The sequence below is a fragment of the Pedobacter psychroterrae genome, assembly GCF_004331695.1.
Lineage (GTDB): Bacteria > Bacteroidota > Bacteroidia > Sphingobacteriales > Sphingobacteriaceae > Pedobacter > Pedobacter psychroterrae.
The window spans coordinates 1,103,468-1,126,668 of the sequence record NZ_SJSL01000001.1 but is presented as its reverse complement, the minus strand read 5'-3'; the positions used below and the strand labels follow the sequence as shown (position 1 = coordinate 1,126,668).

Annotated in this window: 19 protein-coding genes; 9 read left to right on the top strand and 10 right to left on the bottom strand. The window is 40.6% G+C overall.

The annotated features are described in order from the left end of the window. Position 1 precedes the first annotated feature (1 nt). Positions 2-970, bottom strand: a complete 969-nt coding sequence (locus tag EZ437_RS04955) for a cyanophycinase (protein ID WP_225869492.1) — start codon at positions 968-970, stop codon at positions 2-4. 11 nt (positions 971-981) lie between these two features. Between EZ437_RS04955 and cphA the strand changes: the two genes are divergently transcribed. Then, the gene (gene cphA, locus EZ437_RS04950) at positions 982-3,597 is read left to right on the top strand and encodes a cyanophycin synthetase (protein ID WP_131593824.1); all 2,616 of its coding nucleotides are present in this window, start codon (positions 982-984) and stop codon (positions 3,595-3,597) included. Here cphA and EZ437_RS04945 read toward each other — a convergent pair whose 3' ends face one another. The 3 genes from EZ437_RS04945 to fumC are packed head-to-tail and all read right to left on the bottom strand — an operon-like array spanning position 3,598 to position 6,309. Next, positions 3,598-4,386: a S1/P1 nuclease gene (locus tag EZ437_RS04945; RefSeq protein ID WP_131593822.1), complete on the bottom strand. Its 789-nt coding sequence runs from the start codon at positions 4,384-4,386 to the stop codon at positions 3,598-3,600. An 18-nt stretch (positions 4,387-4,404) separates the two neighbouring features. Further along, on the bottom strand, positions 4,405-4,908 hold the full coding sequence (locus EZ437_RS04940) for a fumarate hydratase (protein WP_131593820.1): 504 nt from the start codon (positions 4,906-4,908) through the stop codon (positions 4,405-4,407). A gap of 3 nt (positions 4,909-4,911) precedes the next feature. Then, complete coding sequence (gene fumC / locus EZ437_RS04935; protein WP_131593818.1) at positions 4,912-6,309, bottom strand: class II fumarate hydratase; 1,398 nt, start codon at positions 6,307-6,309, stop codon at positions 4,912-4,914. A gap of 245 nt (positions 6,310-6,554) precedes the next feature. Between fumC and EZ437_RS04930 the strand changes: the two genes are divergently transcribed. The 3 genes from EZ437_RS04930 (at position 6,555) to EZ437_RS04920 (ending at position 10,288) form a co-directional block, all read left to right on the top strand. Beyond that, entirely contained in the window at positions 6,555-8,168 is a 1,614-nt protein-coding gene (locus EZ437_RS04930; protein ID WP_131593816.1) for a sensor histidine kinase, read from the top strand. Between the two features lie 4 nt (positions 8,169-8,172). After that, a complete protein-coding gene (locus tag EZ437_RS04925; RefSeq protein WP_131593814.1) occupies positions 8,173-8,919 on the top strand; it encodes a LytR/AlgR family response regulator transcription factor in 747 nt (248 codons plus the stop codon). Between the two features lie 136 nt (positions 8,920-9,055). Continuing rightward, positions 9,056-10,288, top strand: coding sequence for a serine hydrolase domain-containing protein (locus tag EZ437_RS04920; RefSeq protein WP_131593811.1), 1,233 nt, complete (start codon positions 9,056-9,058; stop codon positions 10,286-10,288). Here EZ437_RS04920 and recG read toward each other — a convergent pair. From recG to meaB, 4 genes are all read right to left on the bottom strand, one after another. Continuing rightward, on the bottom strand, positions 10,285-12,390 hold the full coding sequence (gene recG, locus EZ437_RS04915) for an ATP-dependent DNA helicase RecG (protein WP_131593809.1): 2,106 nt from the start codon (positions 12,388-12,390) through the stop codon (positions 10,285-10,287). The two genes, EZ437_RS04920 and recG, sit on opposite strands and share 4 nt — an antisense overlap. A 5-nt stretch (positions 12,391-12,395) precedes the next feature. Further along, a complete protein-coding gene (locus tag EZ437_RS04910) occupies positions 12,396-12,776 on the bottom strand; it encodes a RidA family protein (RefSeq protein WP_131593807.1) in 381 nt (126 codons plus the stop codon). Between the two features lie 120 nt (positions 12,777-12,896). Then, positions 12,897-14,249: an OmpA family protein gene (locus tag EZ437_RS04905; RefSeq protein WP_131595167.1), complete on the bottom strand. Its 1,353-nt coding sequence runs from the start codon at positions 14,247-14,249 to the stop codon at positions 12,897-12,899. A 383-nt stretch (positions 14,250-14,632) separates the two neighbouring features. Beyond that, on the bottom strand, positions 14,633-15,535 hold the full coding sequence (gene meaB, locus EZ437_RS04900; RefSeq protein WP_131593805.1) for a methylmalonyl Co-A mutase-associated GTPase MeaB: 903 nt from the start codon (positions 15,533-15,535) through the stop codon (positions 14,633-14,635). A 33-nt stretch (positions 15,536-15,568) separates the two neighbouring features. Here meaB and EZ437_RS04895 point away from each other — a divergent pair, with 33 nt between their 5' ends. The 4 genes from EZ437_RS04895 to EZ437_RS04880 all read left to right on the top strand — a co-directional run bounded on the left by EZ437_RS04895 (position 15,569) and on the right by EZ437_RS04880 (position 20,183). Continuing rightward, on the top strand, positions 15,569-16,510 hold the full coding sequence (locus tag EZ437_RS04895; RefSeq protein ID WP_225869491.1) for a glycosyltransferase family 2 protein: 942 nt from the start codon (positions 15,569-15,571) through the stop codon (positions 16,508-16,510). Positions 16,511-16,572: 62 nt separating this feature from the next. Beyond that, positions 16,573-18,402, top strand: coding sequence for an ABC transporter ATP-binding protein (locus tag EZ437_RS04890; protein WP_131593803.1), 1,830 nt, complete (start codon positions 16,573-16,575; stop codon positions 18,400-18,402). 10 nt (positions 18,403-18,412) lie between these two features. Then, on the top strand, positions 18,413-19,465 hold the full coding sequence (locus EZ437_RS04885; protein ID WP_131593801.1) for a glycosyltransferase family 4 protein: 1,053 nt from the start codon (positions 18,413-18,415) through the stop codon (positions 19,463-19,465). Beyond that, entirely contained in the window at positions 19,458-20,183 is a 726-nt protein-coding gene (locus EZ437_RS04880) for a glycosyltransferase family 2 protein (protein ID WP_131593799.1), read from the top strand. Before EZ437_RS04885 ends, EZ437_RS04880 begins: the two co-directional genes overlap by 8 nt. A 38-nt stretch (positions 20,184-20,221) precedes the next feature. On the opposite strand, the gene EZ437_RS04875 is transcribed toward EZ437_RS04880, so the two are convergent. Beyond that, entirely contained in the window at positions 20,222-20,965 is a 744-nt protein-coding gene (locus EZ437_RS04875; RefSeq protein WP_131593797.1) for a hypothetical protein, read from the bottom strand. A gap of 422 nt (positions 20,966-21,387) precedes the next feature. On the opposite strand from EZ437_RS04875, the gene EZ437_RS04870 reads away from it, so the two are divergent. Continuing rightward, the gene (locus EZ437_RS04870) at positions 21,388-22,245 is read left to right on the top strand and encodes an alpha-1,2-fucosyltransferase (RefSeq protein WP_131593795.1); all 858 of its coding nucleotides are present in this window, start codon (positions 21,388-21,390) and stop codon (positions 22,243-22,245) included. On the opposite strand, the gene EZ437_RS04865 is transcribed toward EZ437_RS04870, so the two are convergent. Beyond that, positions 22,235-23,155, bottom strand: a complete 921-nt coding sequence (locus EZ437_RS04865) for a glycosyltransferase family protein (RefSeq protein WP_131593793.1) — start codon at positions 23,153-23,155, stop codon at positions 22,235-22,237. The two genes, EZ437_RS04870 and EZ437_RS04865, sit on opposite strands and share 11 nt — an antisense overlap. Positions 23,156-23,201: the final 46 nt, after the last annotated feature.

The window sequence follows — 23,201 nt, the reverse complement described above, 5'->3', positions numbered from 1 at the left end:
ATCAGTCTACCGGAATTACCCTTGGGTGATGAATAGTCAGCTGGTGTGCCGTAAGGTCATAAACATCTCCGTTAGACATGACATGTACCACCATATTTTTAATGGAAACAGGTTGCCCCATCTCTACATCCGTTAGGTTGGTATCCAGCATGTTCCTTCCGTCTACCAAAATAACCATACCACTACCGATCGCTTCCATCCGGTTTCCTTTGGAAATATATAAACCGGTATCTTCTCCCAGGCCAATGCCCAAAATTCCAGGATTACTTGCTGTAGCATATAAAAGCCTCCCTATCCTGCCACGCTGCACAAAATGGGTGTCAACAATCACCCCGTCAATAAAGCCCAGTCCGCCGGTGATCTTCACTTCTCCTTTTAACAGCGCATCTTTACTGCTGCCCTGGTAGATCATATTTTTTGAACTAGCTGCAGCACCGGCCGAAGTACCTGCTATCACAATTTCCTCGTTCTCGTATTTTTCAAGCAGAATCTGATGGAAAGCCGTGCCCCCAAAAATGGAGGTAAGCCGCAACTGGTCTCCACCCGTAAAAATAACGACATCTGCTGCCTTAAGGCGTTCACAATTTTCCACTGCATTGGCCTGCTCCCTATTGCTGATATTCAAAACGCCTACATTGTGAACGTCCAGCTGGGCAAAGGCTTTAATATATTCTTCGCCTACCTTTTCGGGGATTAAAGAGGCTGTGGTGATGATCTCAAATCTTGATTCAGTATTGTTGATTGATTCGGTAGTGATCTTCTTTAAGATGCCTCTCTCAAAAAAATTCATATTTTGAGGCAGGCCAAACTGCGTTTCAGTAAAACTTCCGGTATCTATTGCACCTCCTATTATGATTAATTTACCCTTTGGAGCCATTTTTTTCTCTACATTTCCCAATAATTTCAAACATAAATAAAACTGCTGTGTTTTTATGCCGTTTACGAAAAAAATTCCTACATTAACTACCATACTATATATTCATGAAGATATTAGGCATACAAGTGCTGCGCGGACCAAACATCTGGTCTATAAATAGAAAAAAACTGATTCAGATGAGGCTGGATCTCGAAGAACTGGAACAAAGCCCAACAAACCTTATTGCGGGCTTTAGGGAACGCATCGAGAAACTGATCCCGACGTTACAATCGCACAGGTGCTCAAAAGGTGCACCCGGAGGATTTCTGGAAAGGATCGATGAGGGAACCTGGATGGGCCATGTGATTGAGCACATCGCCCTAGAAATACAGACCCTTGCTGGGATGGATACTGGTTTTGGAAGGACACGCCAGACTAAAACTGACGGGATATATAATGTGGTATTCAGCTACATTGAAGAGAAAGCGGGGGTATATGCCGCGGAAGCTTCTGTTAAAATAGCAGAAGCCCTCATCAATAATGTGGAGTATGACCTGGAAACTGACATCCAGCGTATGCGCGAACTGAGGGAACTGGAAAGATTAGGACCCAGTACAGGATCAATTGTGGACGAGGCCATTTCAAGGGATATTCCATGGATCAGGCTCAATAAAAGTTCATTGGTACAGCTGGGTTATGGAAAGAACCAGGTTCGTTTCCGCGCCACGATGACCGAAAAAACCAACAGCATTGCGGTCGACATTGCCTGCAACAAGGACGAAACAAAAAGATTGTTACAGGATTCCGCGATTCCGGTAGCTAAAGGCGTAACCATTTCTGATATAGAAGACCTGGCCGATGCCATCAAAAAGGTCGGCTATCCGCTGGTTTTTAAACCCCTCGACGGAAACCACGGCAAAGGTGCCTCCATCAATGTAAAAACGGATGAAGCAGCCAAAGAAGCTTTTGAATACGCCAAAAACTATTCAAGAAAAATCATCATTGAAAAATTCATTACAGGTTATGATTTCAGGGTCCTGGTAATTGACCACAAAATGGTAGCCGCGGCACTTCGTGTGCCTGCACACGTGACCGGCAATGGCGAGTTGACCGTCCAGCAACTCATAGACCTGGAAAATGAAGATCCCAGACGTGGTTACGGACACGAAAATGTGCTGACCGAAATCATAGTAGACCGCGATACGCTGGACCTGCTTGAAAAGAAAAACTACACATTGGACACCATTCCCCCAAAGGGCGAAATCGTTTACCTGAAATCTACGGCCAATTTAAGCACTGGTGGGACTTCAATAGACGTAACCGACCTCGTACACCCGCAAAATGTATTTATCAGTGAACGGATTTCGAGGATAATAGGACTGGACATCTGCGGTATTGATATTATGGCCGAGAACCTCACCCAGCCCTTGCCTGAAAATGGTGGCGTAATACTCGAGGTAAATGCTGCACCCGGCTTCAGGATGCACCTGGCACCGAGTGAAGGATTACCCAGAAACGTGGCTGCACCAGTAATAGATATGCTCTATCCTCCGGGCAAATCTGCACGTATCCCTATTATAGCTGTAACAGGTACAAACGGCAAAACAACCACCACAAGGTTGATAGCCCATATCGTAAAAAGCAATGGTACAAGGGTGGGCTATACCACATCAGACGGTATTTATGTACAAAATACGATGCTGATGAAGGGAGACACTACAGGCCCTGTCAGTACAGAATTCATATTAAGAGACCCAACCGTAGAATTTGCTGTATTAGAAACAGCACGCGGTGGTATCTTAAGGGCAGGACTGGGTTTTAATAAATGTGATATTGGCGTGGTGACCAATATACAGGAAGACCACCTGGGAATCTCAGACATACACACTTTAGAAGATCTCACGAGAGTTAAATCGGTAGTAATTGGTGCAGTGAAAAGAACTGGCTGGGGAGTGCTGAACGCTGACAATAAATACTGTATCAAAATTGCCGGCGAGGCAGATTGTAACATTGCGTACTTTAGTATGGATGAGCACAATCCGGTAATTAGGGAACATAGTAAAAAAGGAGGGATCTCTGCGGTATATGAGACTGGGTATATCACCATTAAGAAAGGCGACTGGAAGATCCGGGTGGAAAAAGTGACACACATCCCGCTGACATTTGGTGGTACTGTAGACTTCATGATCCAGAATGTGCTGGCTGCTACGCTTGCTACCTTTTTATGGGGATATAAGATAGAAGATATCCGCATGTCACTGGAAACTTTTATCCCGTCTGCAGCTCAGACACCCGGTAGGATGAACACTTTTAAATTCAAAGAGTTTAAGGTTCTTGTTGATTTTGCACACAACCCTGATGGCTTTAACGGCATAAAATCTTATCTGAAATCGATAGAGGCAACGGAGCACCTGGGTATTATATCAGGTACCGGAGACAGGCGCGAGGAGGATATCATTGAAACAGCCAGAATTTCCGCACAGATGTTTGACAGAATTATCATCTGCCAGGAGAAATACCTGCGCGGCCGTACGCAACAGGAATTAATAGAGCTGCTGCTTAAAGGGATTGAAGAAGTCAAACCCGGCATGGAAGTGATCATTAACAACAATGGCGATGATTGTCTCCGTTATATTATCAGCACTGCCAAACCAGGTTCATATATTACTATATTGAGCGACACCATTGACAATGCAATTGGGAAGGTATCTGAATATCTCGATAAGGAATTTGGTGTCTAGCTATTTATAAAGATCATTAAGAATATTGGCCAGGCAGATACCACCTTTTAATAACTGATCATTTAAAGTATTTACGTAGTCAAAATTGTATTTATAACCCAGCTTCGCCTCTGGTTTGGTAGTCTCATAGATTTTGTTGCATACCTCGTAAGAGCCGTATACAAAATCTTTGAGGCTATTACCTTTCCAGTTAACAAGTTGCATTGCAGTGGGGTGATCAATAGCGGCTACATATTCCATATAGCTCAACCTTTGGTAATCGATCAGTTCATCATCCCAAACCCGGTGTAAATTAGATTTTTCACCAAACCAGGTTACATATATCTTATTTCCACCCAGATCTTCCTTGCGTGCGGTATGCATTGGCTGGTTTAAATCACCAACCAGGTGTACCAGCATGCGCATGGCAAAGATCTTTTGATCAGCGCTGCTTTGCTTGTCTTTCAATATTGCAATCATCACAGGCACTTTGGTATAAACACTCGCGGCCGTATCTTTTTCTAAAAAATCAAATAACCCCTGCTTGTTCAGCCCAGCAGGCAGGTTGACAAAATGCCAGTTGTACAAATAATCATAAGCCGGATCTGATTTGATAAAATCTCCCCAATTGCTGGCCATAGCCAGACTTTCATTGCCAAGTATTGCCCTGATGGCCTTGCGGGCTTTGCTGCTCAAATGATTTTCGGCTATTTGTCCGACAATACGGTGCCCAATCATGCTCCAGGCACCTGCGCTAAAAGGCAGGTACAATATCATTGAAACAGCGAGTACTTTTAGGTATTTATTCATGGCTTTCAATCTTCTTATTTATAATTCCCTTGGGACACAGGTGATCCTTTCGTTTAACGTCAGCCTAAGCTCTCGCTGGTTGTTTGTACTTTCCAATAGCAATTTGTCTGAGGAGGCCTCTTTGATCTTGAAACTTTTAATATAGCGTCCGGTCTGATAGCATCCCGAAAGCTTCTGCTTATAATTGGCTTTGGTATAAGTGCCTTCAAAAAAAACACTGTCAGACCGTACCAGATAAACACCCTTTGCATATTCTTTCCAGATGCCGTTCTGAAAACAGCTGTCAGCATAGTAGTTGACCTTTGAATAGGTAGTAAGGTCAACATAAAATGAATCACAGGTAATCTTAAACCGGTGATGGGTATTGCTCAGCAGCTTTTCAGCATCGGGCACAGCATCCTGTACCCATACTCCTTGCATAAAACCAGAACCTTTGCCCTGTACATCAGGAAGCCGCTGACAAGACATAAAAAGCAAAATACAGGGTACCAGCAGCGCAAGATAAAATCCTTTACGAAGCATACCTTATTTTAAGCTGCCCACCATATCTTCAGGACGTAACCACTCATCAAACTGTGCTCCGGTCAGCAAACCAAGTTCTACTGCGGCCTCTTTTAGTGTTTTATTTTCTTTGTGCGCTTTTTTAGCAATTTTAGCCGCATTTTCATAACCTACATGAGGATTCAATGCCGTTACCAGCATTAACGAGTTTTGTAAATGCTTTTTGATCTCCGGCAGGTTTGGCAGGATTCCTTCTGCGCACTTATCGTTAAATGAAACACATGCATCACCAATTAATCTGCCCGACTGCAGCACATTTGCAGCTATCACAGGCTTAAATACATTCAGTTCAAAATGCCCGTTACTTCCGCCTATGCCTACAGTAACGTCATTGCCCATCACCTGTGCGCAGACCATTGTCATCGCCTCAGGCTGGGTAGGGTTAACTTTTCCAGGCATGATAGAAGAACCTGGCTCGTTGTCCGGAATGATGATCTCCCCAATTCCGCAGCGCGGGCCAGAACTTAACATCCTGATGTCATTGGCTATTTTCATTAAAGAAACAGCAGTTCTTTTATAAGCGCCGGAAAGCTCTACCATGGCATCATGTGCTGCCAGGGCCTCAAACTTATTAGGGGCGGTAACAAATGGAAGTCCTGTCAGCTCAGCTATTTTCTGAGCCACCAGCACATCATAGCCTTTCGGCGTATTCAACCCTGTTCCAACAGCAGTACCACCCAATGCCAGTTCGCTGATCATCGCCAAAGCATTTTTTACCGTACGGATACTGTTGTCTATCTGCTGTACATAACCTGAAAATTCCTGTCCTAAAGTTAGGGGTGTGGCATCCATAAAGTGCGTACGACCGGTTTTAACAATATCACCAAACTCCAGAACCTTCAGATGAAGGGTATTTCGCAATTTTTCTAAGCCGGGAATAGTCACCTCTACTGCTTGTTTATATGCCGCAATATGCATAGCAGTAGGATAGGTATCGTTTGAAGACTGGGATTTATTTACGTCATCATTTGGGTGCAAAATCTTTTTATCATCAGCTAATTGTCCCCCGTTCAGAACATGGGCACGATTGGCAATTACCTCATTGCCGTTCATATTACTTTGCGTTCCTGAACCGGTTTGCCAGATTACCAGCGGAAACTGATCGTCAAGCGCTCCTGCAATGACCTCATCACATGCCTTGGCAATCAGATTTGCTTTCTCCTGAGACAATACCCCTAGCTCGGAATTAGCCAAAGCCGCGGCTTTTTTTAAATAACCAAAAGCATGTATAATTTCCTTTGGCATACTCGCTTCGGGACCAATTTTAAAATTATTACGTGAACGTTCGGTTTGTGCTCCCCAATATTTATCAGCTGGCACTTGTACTTCGCCCATTGTATCGTGTTCTATTCTAAAACTCATAGTATTTTGAAAAATTATTTTTGCCCAAATTTAACCTTTTTGCCCCTTAAAGGAAATTTATTTAGAAACGTTACACAAATTAGAAAAACATTGGAAGAGTTTTTCGGAAATGTAAGCCCCACTTTTGGCAAATTCAAATACTGCAAAAAACAACACATCTACTATTTGAAACACTGCCTTTCCTGTTTTACGGTTTTAGTTTTGCTATTATTGTGACAAGTTTGATGAAAATTAAACTTATTAACATGAAAAAGATACTCTTCACATTCCTTAGCTTCATAATAGCGCTATCTACAGTAAATGCACAAAAAGGCATCAACTATTTTCGCAAAGCCGGTGTGGGAGGAAAAATGCTCATGTCTGTAGACAGTTCGGCCAAAAACCTCTTTTGCTGGAATATATTTTCCAATCAACCTCATACATCTTTTAATTTCTTACCCGACGTCCATAATGCAAGCGTCGAAATTTATTTTAGAAAGGTAGACAGTCCACAGCATTATCGGTACACAATTTTAGAGAATAACAAGCCGTTAGTGGTAAACAAGCCGATCGACCTGGCACAACTGAAAGACGCCAACGCGGGGGACGAAGAAGTATTCCGAGCTGCAACGTTTGGTATCGTTCCTATAAAAGATAAAATCATTACCATAATCACCTACGACATCCAAAAGCCTCAGGATGTTTATAAAACCGTTTTTTACGGGAAGCCCATTCCGAGAGCGAAAATTCAAGGTTTTTCAAAGCGCTTCAAAACTGACTTAGGTGTTGACTACAGCTGGATCAGCCACCCAAAAGACAGAACAAAGCTTACTTTCACTGAAAAGGACGATGAACTAACCATTATTAAAGACAAATCAGACGTTGATTATCTCTACTATATCTCAATAAAAGAGAATAAAACAGGGGAAATTATCTTCGAATCCACTGCCTGGCAATATGGAGGCATAAGTGAGGAACATCAGTTTTTGCCTTACGTAGCGTTTGACAAAAGCATTTTCAAAAAATCGGGGGATTATGAAATTATCATTCAGCCAAGGATAAAATGGGAAGGATGCCGTGATTGCGACCTTTCAGTAAAAGACAGAGAAAAATATATTACCAGACATACGCTTTCTATAACGTTAAATGAAGAAAGCTACACCAAAAAGGAACTTTTGATCTATACGTTTGCCGTCGCCTTATCCATTGGACTAATCTTTCTCATAATCCTTTATTTCAACAAAAAAAGGAACAAAAGAAAGCTGGCAGAAAAAGAGCAGCAAAAAAACATTGCAAAGCTCGAGCTGAACTCCATTCGTTCCCAATTAAACCCTCATTTTCTGTTCAATGCACTCTCTGGCATTCAAAATTTAATGAACAAGAACGAAATAGACAATGCCAACAAATACCTTTCTAAATTTGCTCGGTTAACCCGTAACGTATTGGATGATAAAGAACTGATCAGTCTATCACAAGAAAAAACTTTATTGGACGATTACCTGCAAATGGAGCAATTGCGGTTCGGCTTTAAATACGAAATTGATCATTCAGAAGACCTGGATTTAGATATCATAGAAATACCAAGTATGCTGCTGCAGCCTTTTGTAGAAAACGCAGTGAAGCACGGCATAGCGAAAAAAGCTACTGATGGAAAAGTGACCATCACAATGATGAAGCAAGCAAATGATTTAGTATTAACCGTTACCGACAATGGAAATGGATTTGATACGAAAAAAAAGTATATGGGTTTGGGTTTGGCATTGAGCGACGGTAGAATAGCGCTGTTAAATAGTATTTATAGAAAAAATCGCTTTACTTTAGCCATAGAATCAACCACTATAGGCACCAATATAAGCTTAACGTTAACCGATTGGCTATAATATAATGAGGGCAATTTTAATAGATGACGAAATCTCCAACTTAGAGAACCTGCGGTCTTTGCTGGAAAAGCATTGTCCGCAGGTGACTATAATAGCAACAGCGCAAAACGTAAGTGATGCGGTTGATGCTATTGAAAAATATTCGCCTGATTTGGTGTTTCTGGATATTCAAATGGGCGATCAAACCGGTTTTGATGTGCTGAGGCAGCTACTAACACGTAATTTCGATATTATTTTTGTTACTGCTTACGACCATTATGGTATACAAGCTGTAAAATTTGCCGCCCTGGATTATCTTCTGAAGCCTATTGATATTGATGAACTGCTGAACGCAGTCAATAAAGCTGAAGAAAAACTGGCGACCCAAATACAAACTTCGCAACTCGATTTTTTGCTGCAGCAATTAAAAAAGCCGGAAACGAACGTGAGCAAAATTGCCCTGCAGATGCAAAGCGAAATCAGGTATGTTACTTTATCGGAAATTATACGTTGTGAAGCAGACAATACGTATACACACTTCTTCCTTTCGGGTGATGAAAAAATACTGGTTTCTAAGTCCCTTAAAGAATATGCAGATTTACTGCGCCCCAAAGGATTTCTAAGAACTCATCAAAGCCATTTAGTAAATCCAAAATATGTAAAAAGCTGGTTAAAAGAAGACGGTGGTATTCTACTTTTAATATCCGGAGAAAAAATACCCGTTTCTAAGCCCAACAAGGACACTGTAAAACAAGCCTTGCAACAGCTATAAGTAATAACTTCTATAAATATGCTTGCTTAGCATAAGACCAATTTACTTCTACCTAAAGCAATGTTTAAAACTCTTTTGCGTTTAAAGTGTTAAAAATCCTTAATTTTCGACTTTTTAACAAGTATCTACCCAATCAATGAAGTTTAATCTGCTGACCTTAACCATTTCGCTTGCCATTTTTTCATTATCAGCCTGTTCCAGTCCGGAAGAAAAAGCTAAAAAAGCTGAAGCTGACAAAAAAGTAAGAATCAAGGAAGACGATAAAACCGACAGCCTTTTATTAGCATATGATCCTGCAAAAGGAGATAAATGGATTGCTGGTTTCGTACAGAACCTGCATAAAAAATCAGGCTTTAACGGAAACATGCTGGTGGCAAGAAAGGGAAAGATCCTGTATCAAAAAGCCATTGGCTGGGCAGACTACCTGCATCGTGACAGCTTAAAGATCAGTTCTGAATTTGAACTCGCATCCATCACCAAAACTTTTACCAGTGTAGCGGTAATGCAGTTGGTTGAAGCCGGGAAACTTAAGTTAACGGATGATGTGAAGAAATTCTATCCTAATTTTCCTTATGATGGGATTACGATAAGCTTGTTATTGTCGCACCGGAGCGGGATGATGAACTATGTTTATTTTATCGACGACATATGGCGAAAGGAAAAGCGCAACATGAAAAAAGGGGTTTCCAATCAGGAGGTAATGCAGGTTATAGCCGACAAAAAGCCCAATCCATACACCAGGCCAGACCGTGTGTTCCATTACAACAATTCTAATTTTATGGTACTGGCTGCCATCGTAGAAAAAGTAACCAAACAGCGGTTTTCCCAATACATGATGGAGCATGTTTTTAAACCTGCAGGGCTTAAAAACACGCATGTTTATTCCACCAGTGAATATGAAAAAATCCCCGTTGACGTAGTTGGGCATGACCGTACCTGGCGCTATTCTGTGGCCCAGAACTTTCTGGACGGGCCGGTGGGTGATAAAGGGATTTACAGTACGCTGCATGACCTGGTATTGTATGACAAATATTTAAAAAACGGCCGCCTGCTGAAAAAAAACAGCTTGGATTCTGCTTACAAAGGCCGCAATAAACCCGTTAATGGACATTTTAATTATGGTTACGGATGGCGTATGTTTGATGGCAAAGGGATGGACAAAGTAGTTTACCATACCGGTTGGTGGCATGGTTTCCGTCACATTTATATCCGTGATCTGGATAAGGATATTGTAGTGATCTTTTTAGGCAATTTGACCAATGGTAGTTTATTACACCTGGATGAATTGTTCAAATATTTAAAAATGCCGGTCATAAGAAAAGGCGCCTATTCAGGCGCTGGTTCATTACCGGGAAGTGACGAGGATTAGGATATTTTATCAAAAGCAATACCACGGCTTCTTTTGCTCAGATAGGTTCTCAACAGACTGCTTTTCGGATCATCCAGCATTGGGTCTTCTGAAAGGATATCGATAACGGTATTTCGTGCTTCCTGCAAGATCAGCTGATCTTTGGCCAGATCCGCCAGCTTTAGCTCCAGCACCCCACTCTGCTGTGTCCCGGTGATATCTCCTGGTCCGCGAAGCTGCAGATCGATCTCCGAGATCTCAAAACCATTGTTCGTTTTGACCATGGTTTCCAGACGAAGCTTTCCGTCGGCACTTAACTTATTACCTGACATCAGGATACAAAAAGACTGCTCTGCCCCCCTTCCTACACGCCCCCGCAACTGATGCAGCTGCGACAGCCCGAAGCGTTCCGCATTTTCAATCACCATTACGGATGCGTTGGGTACATTGACACCCACCTCAATCACGGTAGTAGCCACCATGATCTGGCTTACCCCTTTTATAAACCGCTGCATCTCGTATTCCTTATCGGCATTGCGCATCTTTCCATGAACAATACTGATCTGATACTCCGGCAAAGGAAACTGATAACTCATCTGTTCTATCCCGGCCTCCAGGTGTAAAAGGTCCAGCTTCTCACTTTCTTTAATCAATGGATACACCACATATACCTGTCTTCCTTTAGCTATTTCCTGCTTCATGAAGCCAAACATTCTCAGGCGCTGGCCTTCGTATAAATGCCGGGTCTCAATAGGCTTTCTTCCCGCAGGCAATTCATCAATAACAGATACATCGAGGTCCCCATAGAGGGTCATGGCCAAAGTGCGCGGGATGGGCGTGGCTGTCATTACCAGGATATGAGGGGGTATTGTGTTCTTTCTCCACAATCTGGCCCTTTGTTCCACACCAAAACGGTGCTGCTCATCTATCACCACCATACCGAGGTTTTTGAAAACTACCTTATCCTCTATAAGCGCATGCGTGCCAATCAGCAGATCTATTTCCCCTGCCTCCAGTTCTTTATGCAATAGGGTACGTTGCTTGCGGGTGGTACTTCCTGTAAGAATAGCGACTTTTACCAGCCTGTCTTTTAAAAGCGATAGGATAGAACTATAATGCTGGCGGGCCAGTATTTCCGTAGGAGCCATCATACAGGCCTGAAACCCATTGTCACAAGCCAGTAACATACTCATCAGGGCCACTACTGTTTTGCCACTGCCTACATCGCCCTGTACCAGTCTGTTCATCTGTATACCCCTTTGGGTATCTGTTCTGATCTCTTTTATAACTCTCTTCTGCGCATTGGTCAGTTTAAAAGGAAGCAGCTCTTTGTAAAAGACATTCACCTTTTCGCCTACGGTATCAAAAGAATGCCCTTTAAAGCGAAGCTCCCTAAGCTGCTTATTGTGCAGCAGCTGAAGCTGTATGAAAAATAGCTCCTCAAATTTCAACCGCTTCTCTGCTTCTTTCAATGCCTGTACATCCTTTGGAAAATGTATGTTCAGCAAGGCTTCCCGACGGCTTAGCATGTGGTATTTTTGAAGTATATAAAGCGGGAGCGTCTCTTTCACTTCCCTGATCTGCTGTTCGATTACCAGCGTTACCAGCTTTTGAATGCCCTTGCTGTCAAGAAAAAATTTCTTTAGTTTCTCTGTAGAGTTGTAAACAGGTTGCAGCCTTAGATTACCTGTGATAGTAGCAGGCCTTGGGTAGCTTTCAAGATCTGCATGGGATATGCTAAAGGAGCCATTGAAAACAGCAGGCTTGCCAAAAACAATGTAGACCTTGCCCTTCATAAGGTGCTCGTCCACCCATTTCAAACTTTGGAACCACACCAGCTCTATTGAGCCCGTTTCATCTGTAAGGCGGGCTACAAGCCGCTTCTTTTGCTTTTCCCCAATCACTTCCTTGCTGGTAATCCTTCCCAGAATCTGTACATATGGTAGATCAGGGTCAAGCTCATTTATTTTATAGAACCTCGTGCGGTCTATATACCGGAAGGGAAAATAATTCAGCAGCTGCTCGCACGTAAAGATGCCCAACTCCTTTTGTAAAAGCTCGGCACGTTTAGGCCCCACACCTTTAAGAAATTCTATAGCAGTATCTAACGTAGGCGCAAGCAAAGGATTTAGCTTTTGTAAGCTGTAACTGAAATCTCTACATTCACACCCTTAGGAAGACCCTTTACAGCCACTGTTTCACGCGCAGGGAAAATGCTTTCGAAATAAGCGCCATAGATGTCATTAACCTCGGCAAACAAAGCCATATCTGACAGGAATATAGTTGTTTTAACAATATCTTCAAATCCATATTCGGCTTCAAGCAGTACTGCTTTTATATTCCTCATTACCTGATGCGTTTCTTCAGCGATGGATGTTTGGATCACCTGTCCATTCTCAGGATTTATGGCTACCTGTCCTGACAAAAACAAAAAGCCATTGGCAATCACCGCCTGGCTATAGGGCCCGATAGGAGCGGGCGCATTCGATGTGTTAATTATTTTGTTCATTTTATAAAATCCAGTAAATTATGCATAATGTTAATATTTGTATTTACTTAAAACAAAGTTACAAAAAAAGAGGGCCTCCTATTGGAAGCCCTCTTTTTTATTATTTAATATCAGAAAGGATTAGTTCCTTGCAGTTTCAACACGACGGTTCTGGATACGACCTTCTTCAGTATCGTTAGAAGCAATTGGGTTAGCTTCACCATTACCTTTAGTTACAACCTGACTAGCACTTACACCAGAGTTTACTAAATAAGTTTTAACAGAATTAGCTCTGTCTTTAGATAATTTCAAATTGTATGCAGCAGTACCTTCACTTGAAGCGTAACCATTAGAAGTTACTTTACCACCGCTTTCACGCAATACTGAAGATAGTTTATCTAATACAGGATAAGCTTCAGTTTTTAAAACTGATGAGTTAAATTCAAATTGGATAGTTTCAAAACCACTTACGCTAGATACAGCTACTGGTTCAGCAGCTTTAGGAAGCGGACATCCTGAACCGTCTACTGCAGTACCTGCTGGAGTTCCAGGACATTTGTCAAACTGATCAGAAACACCGTCACCATCAGAATCTTTTTTAAGATCTTCGATTGATTTCTCAACGTTAGCAACACGGCTTTTCAAAGCTTCAACTTCTTGACGTAGTGAAGGATCTTTCAATTCATCATACATCAAAGCAAGTGGATTAACCCAGTCAAGAGACGGTTTAGCAGAAGAACCCAAAGAGAATTCTAAACCACCGTATCCATAAGCAAATTTATCTTTAGTATAGTTTTTAAGCTCATCAGGAAGACCATTGAAATCATCAGTATCTACAAAGTGAACAGTATAACCTAAGTTAAATGAAACACGGTCAGATACTTTAAATTTAACACCAGCTCCAATTGGAACATATGGTTGCGTTTTATTATCGTCTACACCACCATCGCCATACTTGTATACAAATTCTTCACCACCACCACCAGCAGGGTTACGAACTGCAGAATAATTAGCAACTCCATAACCAGCAGTTACAAAGAAATTTACACTATTTTCACGACGAAGGAAATCTACAGTAGCCACGTTTACAACACCTCTGATGTCAGCAGCCCAGTTGATTTCAGTTTCGAAGCCATATATAGCAGTTTGAATACCTCCTACTGGTACAGTTACAAATCCACCTGGAGCATCTTTATTAGTACCGCCAACTTTACCACGGAAACCATTGACTTCAATACCGAAAGCATGACCCAATTGTTTTCTTAAGCTCAATCCATAACCAAGGTTGATGTCAGCATTTTGGAAATCGTTAGAGAATGGAGTTAAAACACCTGCGTTAACGCCAAGTGACCATGTCCGGTATTGGGCTCTTCCACCAAATACCTTAGCAGAAGATGAAGTCGTAGCAGCATCCTGTGCATTAGTAAGCGTTACAGCTCCCATTAATGCGACAAAGGACAATGCCAAGCCTTTTTTAAATGTAGAATAATTCATAATTTTCTTTTTTAAGGTTAAACAAATTTTAATCGTGTATTTTTTTTGTACAGCGAAATTAAACAAATTTTTAATTTCTGAAAACTGTTGTACAAACTCCGTTCCAAACTTTTTCCAATTCATGATTTATGTTCAATTAACAGAATTACATAAATCTTTCAGGAATAACAGATTTCCAAAAGTTTATTAACTAAAATTAACATCTGCTAAAAATATATAAAAACCTGATTTAAAGGGACAAAGCAAATTAAAACACTTAAAAGAAATGCTAAATTAAGATTTAATGAATCTTTGAATTACCTGCCAAAACTATACCTGAATTGGCAGTATTGTCCTATTGGCTCAAAAAAAGAGTCTATTTTTTAAGACATTTTTATTTTTTTCTATTCAGTTCGATTAATCCATCGGTCCGCAAAACGATAAATATTAAAATCCGGTGTTTTTAACGCCTCATTTAGTTTTTCGTATAACATTCTTTTAGAGATTTCCTCCATTCTATAATGCTGTATGATTTTAAATGCTTTCTCTGCCAACATCAGGGCTTTTCGCTCGTTGCTTACCAGAACAGGATCAATTAGCCAGTCACATAGTTCAGTGATTCCTTCATTTTTGTCTGCAACAGTCTTAAATATGGGAACCGGTTCTTGCTGCTGATGTACGAGTTTCTTTAAATTATTGGCAAAGCTATCTGCACCTGCTCTGTCGGCCTTGTTTACCACAAAGGCCTGGGCGATCTCCATAAGTCCTGACTTTATATGTTGAATCTCATCCCCCGATTCCGGCACCAGAACTACCACCGTCTTATCAGCCAATCCTGCTATGTCTATTTCAGATTGCCCTACCCCCACAGTTTCAATCAATATCATATCAAATCCCGCAGTTTTAAGCACATCTGAAATCTCAATAGTCTTTGCCGAAATACCGCCAAGCGCACCTCGTGTGGCCAGGGATCTGATATAAACATTTGGATTGTTAAATTGCTGGGCCATCCGGATTCTGTCGCCCAGTAGCGATCCGAAATTAAATGGAGAAGTCGGATCTACAGCCAGAATAGCTATTTTCTTTCCCTGCTTTACAATATGATCGGTAATGGCATTTACCAGCGTACTCTTGCCTGCACCCGGAGGACCGGTAATGCCTACTACCGGAACTTTGGTATTTACATGCATTGCCCTAAGCAGTTGGGCTGCAGGAGCAATGTCATTTTCCACCAGGGTTATTGCCCTTGCCAATGCATTAAAATTTCCCTTCGCTATTTCTGCTATAAGTTGCTGGTAGCTAATCATTGTTTAAAATCTTGGTACAAAGAAATAGAATTTATGCAACATTCTACATCTTCTAAAACTATCTTTGTGGAGATTCCATTGTTAATTAAATCTCAGATGAAAGTCGCAGGCTTTACCTTCATAAGAAATGCAATCATAAACGATTACCCAATTACGGAGGCAATCCTCTCCATTCTTCCTATATGTGATGAATTTGTAATTGCTGTCGGCAAATCTGATGACGACACACTCCTGATGATGAAAAACCTCGAATCCCCAAAGATCAGGATTGTCGAAACCGTTTGGGATGAGCGCCTTAAAGAGGGTGGCTCTGTCTTTGCGAGCGAAACCAACAAGGCTTTTGACGCGATATCAGCCGATGTTGACTGGGCCTTTTACATTCAGGGCGATGAATGTGTTCATGAACAGGACCTTCCATTGATCAAAAAGGAAATGGAAGATAGATTAGACGACAAAAGAATAGAGGGACTGCTATTTAATTACCACCATTTTTACGGATCTTATAATTTCCTTGCCGAATCAAGAAAGTGGTACCGCAGAGAGATCAGAATTATCAGAAGACACCTAAACGTAAAGTCATACAAAGATGCACAGGGATTCAGAATTGACAACAGAAAGATCAGAGTAAGACTCATAAAAGCATTTGTTAACCACTATGGTTGGGTAAAACCGCCAAATAACCTTGTTGAAAAAGGCCAGAACTTCAGGCAGTTTTATGATAAAAACGCAGTAAAAACTGAAGTGCCTCCCAATGCTTCATTCGACTATGGCAATGCGGACAACTTAATTCCTTTTAAAGCAACGCATCCTGCAGTGATGAAAAGCAGAATTGAGCGTGCAAACTGGAATTTCGACGGCAACATCAGCAACATTAAAAGCAGTCACTCATTCAGACAGCAAGTGCTGCAAAAAGTCTTTGAACTGACCAGAATCAGGATTGGCGAACATAAAAACTATATTATCGTCTCTAAGTAGCCACTTTCCCTTAATCAGAGTAAGCTTGTAAATACGTACATTTGGGAAATTTATGCCTTTTAATGAAAATTTACTTTAGACTTTTATCCTTTGCAAAACCGATCGAAAAGTTTGCTATACCATATGTCATAGCTACGCTGCTGGCTATTTTTTTTAATACTTTTAATTTTGCACTGATGTCTCCCCTGCTGGAGACTCTTTTTTACAAAGACAAAGCGCCTGCTTCATCATTAAAGGGGGAAGTAGCCAGTTCATTTGATATACTTGCGAAGTTCAGAACTTATATAGAACACTCTATTAACACCAACGGAGAAATCAAAACACTATATCTCATTTGTGGAGTGATCCTGGTATCCGTATTACTTTCCAATTTTTTTCGTTATTTTTCTCAGCGTTTCATGGAGGACCTTCGGGTACATACACTTTTAAATCTGCGGAAAACAGTCTTTAACAACGTGATGGATCTGCATATTGGTTACTTTAACAATGAACGAAAAGGAGACATTATCTCTAAAGTTGCATCAGACGTACAAGTAGTTCAGTTTACTGTAACCAATACGCTGCAGGTAGTGTTTAAAGAACCTGTTCAGTTGCTTTTTTACATAGCATTCCTGCTTTCCATTTCTGTAAAGCTAACCGTTTTCTCCTTATTGGTGATTCCCATTTCTGGGTTTATTATTAGCAAAATAGTAAAGCGTCTTAAGCGTCAGGCCACTCAGGCACAGGAATCTTTCGCAAAGATGATCGGATTTCTGGATGAAGCCCTTGGAGGTATCAAGATCATTAAAGCTTTTAATGCAACTCAAAGGATAAAGGACAAATTTCATCAGGAAAATATATTCTATTCCGACCTGACACGGAAAATGGTTAGACGACAGCAGTCTGCTTCGCCCGTATCACAGTCCTTGGGTGTCCTTGTGGTAGTGACTATTGTCATTTACGGTGGTTCCCTCATAATTAACGGGGAAGATGGGGCACTCAAGCCCGCAGATTTTATTGCATATATCCTAGCCTTCTCACAGGTAATGCAGCCTATTAAAGCTCTTACAGATTCTTTTAGCGGAATCCATTCAGGAATTTCCTCAGGAGAAAGGGTTTTAGACCTGATAGACACCAAACCTGAGCTGGTGAATAACCACAATGCACAAGCGCTGGATGGATTTAAAGATGCCCTGGTATTCGAAAACGTATCATTCAGTTACGGAGACAAAGAAATCCTGAAAAACATTTCAATGGAAGTCAGAAAAGGACAAACAGTAGCTCTTGTTGGGCCTTCAGGCGGCGGAAAAAGCACCCTAATGGATCTGATCCCCCGCTTTCACGACCCTAAATCAGGAACGATCCTGATTGACGGGCATCCATATACCGAACTCAATACAGATAGCATCCGCTCACAAATGGGCATAGTCAACCAGGAGTCTATTTTGTTTAACGATTCCATATTTAATAATATTGCCTTTGCCAAACCGGATGCCACCGAAGAGGAAGTAATGGCCGCCGCAAAAATAGCCAATGCACATGAATTCATCCTGAGCACGGAACATGGTTACCAAACTTCAGTGGGCGACCGGGGAAACAAATTATCCGGCGGACAAAAGCAGCGGATTTGCATTGCCAGGGCAGTATTGGCCAACCCTCCCATCATGCTGCTTGATGAGGCTACCTCTGCACTCGACACAGAGTCAGAAAAACTTGTTCAGGACGCGCTAAACCATTTGATGCAAAACCGCACATCTATCATCATTGCCCACCGTCTTAGCACAATACAGCATGCAGACACCATCATTGTAATAGACAACGGACAGGTTATAGAAACCGGGAATCATGCAGAGCTGATTAGAAAAAACGGATTGTATAAAAAACTGATTGACATGCAGTCATTCACAGAATAAAACCTGATAAATGAAGAGGATAGTTTTTGACTGTGAAAGAATGAAATATGCCCATACCGGCCTGTTTGAATATTGCCATCAGTTGGGCATGGCATTAAAAGCCGGTAAAAATCCAAAAGATAGACTCTTATATTACCTTAATCCTGAGCTGCAGAAACACTTTAACAACGATGATGAGTTCCTTGATCAGCGCGGTTTTCAAAAGTTTATTTTCCCCGCATACAAAGGAATAGACCTGTGGCATACTACTTATCAGCTCTCCTCCTATATCCCAACCAGCAAAAAGATCAAACGTGTATTAACGGTGCATGACCTGAACTTTTTACATGAAGAAAAATCTAAAGCAAAAATTCAGAAATACCTGCGTAAACATCAGCAGAATATAGACTTGGCCGACCATATTGTGGCCATTTCTAATTTTACCAAACATGATATTCTTAACAACCTGAATACTTCCAACAAACCTATTACTGTTATTTACAATGGCTGTGCTGCGCCGCAACTTCTAACAGGGAAAAACACTAAATACCAACCCGTTAGACCTTTTCTTTTTGCATTGGGGACAGTAAACCCTAAAAAGAATTTTCATGTACTTGTCCCTTTACTTAACAACAACGATTTTGAACTGATCATCGCCGGGAAAATTGACGGGACGTATCAGGACAGGATCCTGGCTGAAGCAGCAAAACACGGATTTGCAAATAGGGTAAGGGTAATAGGAGCCGTATCAGAAGTTGAAAAAAACTGGTATTATAAATATTGCGAAGCATTTCTGTTTCCATCACTGGCAGAAGGATTTGGCATTCCGCCGATTGAAGCTATGAAATACGGAAAGCCGGTTTTTCTGTCCGACAGAACATCCCTTCCCGAAATCGGAGGAGATAATGCTTACTATTTTAAAAGCTTTGAACCCTCAGCAATGCAGCAGACTTTCAATGAGGGAATGAAGCACTATCAACTGACTATGCCGGCCGAAAAGATCATTGCTCATGCGAGCAGATTCAACTGGCAAAACAGTGCACATGCCTATCTGGAAGTTTACAGAAGTACACTAAATGGATAAGACAGCACAAAATATAGTCAGTGTAGTGATCGTTACCTATAACGCTGAAAATACAATTGCAGCGTGTGTTCAAAGCATTTTCAGCCAATCATGTAAGCAAATAGAGTTAATCGTTATAGACGGCGCAAGTACAGATGGCACAATCAAAATACTGGAGGAAAACGACTATAGAATAACTTATTGGAAGAGCGAACAGGATAATGGCATCTATGATGCCATGAACAAAGCGCTAACTCACATCAGTACAGACTGGGTGATCTTCCTGGGTGCTGATGACCTGCTATTACCAGACTTTTCAAAAATGCTATCTGAATTGCATAATCCAGCGAGTATTTATTATGCCAATGTAATGTATAAAGGTGCCAGACACTCAGGATATACCACACCTTATCATCAAGCCAAACTAGGGATTTTCCACCAGTCCATCATTTACCCGGCTGCAGTATTCCGCAGGTACCAGTACAATCTGAAATACAAAATAGCGGCCGATTATGCATTAAACATGCGGCTTTATAAAGATGCAAGCTTTAAATTTGAATATAAAGACTATGTGATTGCCTATTATAATGACACCGGTATATCAGCTGTAGCAAAAGATTTCCCTTTTGAAGCCGATAAAAGTAAAATGATCTACCAGAATTACGGCATCAAGCTCTGGTTAAGGTATGCATTCCGTAACCTTAAAAATAAGTTTAAACCTGAGCTTCGGTTAATGTAACGTATTAGCTTTAAAGACCCCAAATATGAATCCTTTCTTTATTCTTTCAAAAACAGTTTAAAGCGAATCATTTTCCGCAAATTCTTTCTAAACCAGGGAAAGAACGAATGATCATAAATTACTTTGTCGGTACCTGACTGACCCATGATCCTGGGTCTGTATTTTAAAGGTAAGTAAGCATAATTATCAACGATTGCCTGAAAAACGGATCTGTTCAATATATGCTCAAAGTGCACTCCGCTGGTATCATTTATTAGCCCTGCACGCTTAAACAAATAATCATTAAAGAATGACTTCTCTGCTAAAAAAATCCGGGAATCAGCATACGTCATCTTGTGTGTCAAGTCTACCATCACATCACATCTATGTCCGGAATACGACCTTAAAATGCTATTGATATTTAGAATTTTATACCGCCCTGTGATCTTGCAAACAGACGAACTTAAGTTAACAAGACTTGAGTGTTCAAATGCGTACTCAATAATCAGCATTTCACCATAACCCTTTCCCAGCTCCTTTGGGTAATCGTTCCCTAAAAATGTGAGGACTTCCAGCCTATCTTTATGTCCTTCAAATTCCGCAGATATATCAACTCCCGAATTTTCAACGAAAATAATGACATTGTCAGTAACCTTTAAGTAGAAATTAATCGCATCAATATATTGTGCCCGTCTGAAATCAGGATTTTGCAATGCAGTAAATGTCATTCCCTTCGGATTGATGCAACCGGTCAACAAAATTACTGGCTTTCGAATTATACCAAGACCATCTTCACTATTCATTATCTTCTATTAATTATAAGTTAGAGATTAACGGACTCCAAAGCTCGCCCCCTCATTTTTCTATCACAAATTACCTTGACCATTCAGTTAACGCTTTAAAATTTCCAGCAAGTCATTTTTTACGCTTGATGGAGAAAATTACTAATGGCATACTCTTTTCCCGCCCATGTCTTCCCATCTATATCAACTGCAATATATTTCATCAACATAATTGTAGACTCTTGATAACGATGTTTTAACATATTCATAGTCGTACGAGATTAGATACCCTACCTTTATAACACTCATTAATACAAATATAAATAATAACGCTCAACATACTATACATACTCTCAATCCTTGATATAGTGAGGTATAGTTGTAACTTAGGTCATAGTAAATACCATTTTTAACTTACGGATATTTAACATATAAAATTATAAATGAAAATCATCCGCTTTTTAGGGGGGCTTGGAAATCAAATGTTCCAATATGCTTTTTATAAAGCAATGAAAGAAAAATACCCAAATGTACTCGTTGACTTGGCTAGCTACAAAACAGATCGGTCACATAATGGATATGAGTTGGAAAAACTATTCGACTTAACGCTTAAAAAAGCCAACTCATTCTCAGCTAGGATCTATAATATTGAAAACCAAAAGAAACTCCATAAGACAATCAGCAACATCTTCAATCTGAGCAGATATTATGAAGAAGAAAAAAAATACTATTCGTTCGATCCTAAAGTTTTTGCAGACAACAAGAAGCGTTACTACTATGGATTCTGGCAAAATCAGCAATATTTCTTAACCTTAGAAAAAGAAATTAGAAAAGACTTTATTTTTAAGCCACTTACTGACCCAAAAAATATAACTATTTTAGATAAGATAAACTATACAAACAGCATTTCCATACACATAAGACGCGGAGATTATGTAAACCATCCATCATTTGGCGGAATCTGCGAACAAGAGTACTATCAAAAAGCAATACGTTACATAAAAGGTTGCATTGAAAATCCCTCATATTTTATCTTCTCTAATGACATTGATTGGTGCATAGAAAATCTACACATGGAAGATGCCGAATTTATATCCTGGAACACTGGTAAGTCCAGCTATATAGACATGCAGTTAATGAGTTCCTGCAAACACAATATTATTGCTAACAGTAGCTTTAGCTGGTGGGCTGCATGGCTAAATAACCATCCTGATAAGATTGTTATTGGTCCGGAAAGATGGTTACAGGACGAAGAGTTTGATACTTCTACACTAATGCCGACATCCTGGATTAGACTTTAGGCCTAAACAAAGATTTTATTTTTTTAAAAGACCGGGACAACACACCCTTTTTGACAACAATTGGCAACCTTCTCCTTAAAAATTCAGCAAACGCTTGATAAGCCTCTAAATCAGGCTTTACATCTGCAACCACAGATATTGGAGATTGTGCCAGTTCTACATCATATTCTTCACTATCTCCGCAATGTGTACCACTTCCATCATTCCCTATATTATGAACTAAAGATTTTCCGGGATAAAGAGTCAATTTGTTTAAGAGAAATGCAGATGCGTACCATCTAATGTCCCATTCCTTTGTATTACCAATAGCCTGTTGTTCCAACGCCTTAGTATATGGGTAAGTATTATTGAAATCAAATTCTTCCTGAAGTCCGCGTGCCTCTATTTGCCTTAGAAGTATAGAGCCATCTGCTTCAAACAATTTCCATTCCTTTTTCCAAGTAGCCCAACCCCAGCAATCAGCCCCTTTAAGAAAAAATGACTGCTTCAAACTGACTGTAACGGGATAAATATAACCATGTATTGAAATTACATCTTCATTAGTTTCATAATAATTTAATCCCTCATTCATATACTGGAGAAACCAGGGGGAGGTGACGAGATCATCTTCCAGCACAATTACCCTCCCATGCCTGTTTACAACCTCAGTTACGCCCTGAATAATGTTGTCATCTACTCCAAAGTTAGTTTCCCGCAAACGAATATGAATCTTTTTGAAACCTGTAACTGAGGTAAGATAACTTCTAAGTGTGCTAACCGAAGTCGCGGCAGCAATATCTTTCGGGCCATCAGAGAAAATATACAGTTCACTTTCTTCTGCAAGATTGTTTTCCTGTAAAGCCTGCAAAGTTTTTCGCGTATGGTCTAACCGATTGTACACGAATAAAACAATTGGCGCAGTCTGATTCATTTTTTCACAAATTAATCAAAAGATAGGTTTCTCTTTCGATATTGAT